Here is a 2,287-nt window from a genome sequence, read left to right as displayed (position 1 = left end):
GACCTCCACCACCAGGCCCCGGCCCGTCGTCGTGTACGCCTCCCCGTTGTCGGTGCGGGCCCGCCGTCCGGGTCCGGAGTCGGCCACCAGGGCGGCGACCGCGGCCGCGAGCGGGGGCGTCAGCGCCTGGGACAGCACACGGCGTCCGTCGGGCAGGAGCACGGCCGCGCGCCGCGGGCGTCCGGCGGGCCCGGCATAGCCGACGACTGCCGCGTCCACGGTCTCCGTATGCCGGATCTTCGTCCAGATCCGTGCGGCGCGGTAGGTGCTGGATGCCCGTTTGGCCACGACGCCCTCGATGCCCTGGTCGGGCAGATGCTCGTACCAGGCGAGCGCGACCTCGAGGTCGTCCGTCGCGGGGACGGCCTGGATCGGCGGGGAGACGTCGGCGAGGACGTGCAGGAGAGCCGCTCTACGCTTCAGGTAGGGCCGCGCGCGGAGATCCTGGCCGCCGGTCATGAGGCAGTCCCACACCAGGTAGTTGGCCGGGTACTGCGCGGCGAGCTCAGCGGCCCGCCGCACCGAGGAATTGCCGCGCGCCTGCGCAGCGGAGAACGACAACCGGCCGTTGACCCACACGACCGCTTCGCCGTCGAGCACGGTGCCCGGTGGCAGGGCGGTCTGCCCCGCGACCGCGAGGTCCATCCACGCGGACGTGACGGTGCGCCCCGAGCGGGTGTGGCACCGCGTCGTCTCCGCGTCGCGCCACATGATCAGACGGTGTCCGTCGAGCTTGGGCTCGTACCACCACCCCGGGCCCCGGGGGAGCTTGGCCACGGGCGCGGCGAGGGCGACGTCGAGGGGATACTTCACCTCGCCAGCGTCCGGCCGCTCACGGTGGTGCGCGCGGCGGACTGCTCCGGTCGGTCACATGGTCCAGGCGTCCGGCCCGCCGCCCTGCCACTCGATCAACGGTGAGCGCACCACGTCCATCTCGTCGTAGTCCTGCAGCCCCGCCTCCTGCATGAACCGGACGATGTCCTGCACAGAGAACGCGCGGCCGAGGAGCGTGCCGTCGATACGCACGCGCCGGCCGCCCTCTTCGTCGGGCGGGTATACGACCGCGCGTGACTGGCTCATGCAGACCAGGGTGCGCGGCAGCCGGGAGCCCCGCACCCCGGAGTGCTCCTCCCTCGCGCTGCTACTCCGGAGTGCCGAGTTCGTCCCGGGGCCGGCAGTGGGTGCAGGCCCGGATCCCGTCCGCGAGGGCCTGCCGCGCCTCACCCTCGGTCACCGCCCGGCGGCGCTTGCCTGCGGCGTGGCAGTCGCCGCGGTGGACCTCGATGGGCGGGCCGCCCTGCCCGATCCCTCGCTCAATGATCCAGTCCGGCGCCGGGGGCCGTGCTCGCTCGCCCTGGAGCCGTTCGGCCTCGCGCCGCTCCTCAGCCGCGATCCAGCCGCGCGTGCGCTCCAGGTTGCCCCGTTGCACACGCTCCAGGAAGCGCAGCATGTCGAGGCGGGAAGGCGGAGCGGGATCGTTCATGCGTTCGAGTCTAACGAGCGGTGCTCACTCGACTGGATCTTCGCTCGCGTGCCGGACTGCCTTCTTGGTCTCCATCTCGACCTCGTGCCGCGGCTGCCCGGTCTCCGTGGCGTGGGCGGTGACGGCCGCCTGGAAGCGTTCGGCCGCGTCGCCCCAGCGGCGCCACTGCGCCGCGTACTCCTCGCCGTCGAGGCCCGCGAGTCGCGCGCGCTCCTCTTCGGCGGAACGTTCCAGCATGATCAGTTCGTCGGTGATGTCAGCCACGAACGGATCTTAGGCGGGCAGCAGAAGAGCTGCCGACCGCCCCGTTCGCCGCGAACGGGGCGGGGCCCGGGGCGGGCAGAGCCCCGTGCGTGGGGGTAGGGACGTCTTGGCGTCCTTCACCGCTGGGCAGGCATTTGGGGGTTGGTCGTGCCGGACAAGCGTGCGCGGGGATATCAGCCGTCGTGGCGGCCACGGCCACCGACGGTGGAGTTGCTGGCCGCGGTCGATGTGATTCTGCTGCGCTACCGCGAGCTGCTGCCGATGTCGTTGCGTCAGCTCTTCTACGCGCTGGTGTCGGATGGCGTGCTGGCCAAGTCGGAGCGTGCCTACCGGCGGCTGGGTGAGGTCGTGGGGATGGGCCGACGCTCGGGACGTATCCCGTGGGAGGCGATCCGCGACGACTCCGGAAGCTGCCGCGAGCCGGTGCCCGCGTTCACCGGCCCCGACGACCGCGACATCCTCGTCGACGACGAGACGCTCTTCGACTTCTACGACCAGCGGGTGCCCGCGGACGTCGTGTCGGGCGCGCACTTCGACTCC

The 2,287-nt window shown here is 72.4% G+C and carries 5 protein-coding genes; 1 reads left to right on the top strand and 4 read right to left on the bottom strand.

The genetic code is table 11. The features are described 5' to 3' along the window. The 4 genes from ABZ953_RS39225 to ABZ953_RS39210 form a co-directional block, all read right to left on the bottom strand. On the bottom strand, positions 1 to 813 hold an 813-nt coding region (locus ABZ953_RS39225), incomplete at its 3' end, for a DNA ligase (protein WP_361734314.1). A 54-nt stretch (positions 814 to 867) separates the two neighbouring features. Continuing rightward, positions 868 to 1,080 (bottom strand): hypothetical protein, encoded by a 213-nt coding sequence (locus tag ABZ953_RS39220; RefSeq protein ID WP_361734312.1) that lies wholly within the window; start codon positions 1,078 to 1,080, stop codon positions 868 to 870. A gap of 61 nt (positions 1,081 to 1,141) precedes the next feature. Continuing rightward, positions 1,142 to 1,483, bottom strand: a complete 342-nt coding sequence (locus ABZ953_RS39215) for a DUF6233 domain-containing protein (protein WP_361734310.1) — start codon at positions 1,481 to 1,483, stop codon at positions 1,142 to 1,144. Between the two features lie 24 nt (positions 1,484 to 1,507). Continuing rightward, positions 1,508 to 1,747 carry a hypothetical protein gene (locus ABZ953_RS39210; RefSeq protein WP_361734308.1) on the bottom strand — a complete coding sequence of 80 codons (240 nt, stop codon included), beginning with the start codon at positions 1,745 to 1,747 and terminating at the stop codon, positions 1,508 to 1,510. Between the two features lie 147 nt (positions 1,748 to 1,894). On the opposite strand from ABZ953_RS39210, the gene ABZ953_RS39205 reads away from it, so the two are divergent. Further along, on the top strand, positions 1,895 to 2,287 hold a 393-nt coding region (locus ABZ953_RS39205), incomplete at its 3' end, for a DUF3418 domain-containing protein (protein ID WP_361734306.1).

The organism is Streptomyces sp. NPDC046465, assembly GCF_040646035.1.
GTDB lineage: Bacteria > Actinomycetota > Actinomycetes > Streptomycetales > Streptomycetaceae > Streptomyces.
The sequence above is the reverse complement of the archived record's forward strand: the minus strand, read 5'-3'. Positions and strand labels throughout refer to the sequence as shown.

What these genes read in the sequence shown, in the direction of transcription:
- ABZ953_RS39220 (WP_361734312.1), bottom strand. Translation starts at nt 1,080, where the DNA reads ATGAGCCAGTCACGCGCGGTCGTATACCCGCCCGACGAAGAGGGCGGC.
- ABZ953_RS39215 (WP_361734310.1), bottom strand. Translation starts at nt 1,483, where the DNA reads ATGAACGATCCCGCTCCGCCTTCCCGCCTCGACATGCTGCGCTTCCTG.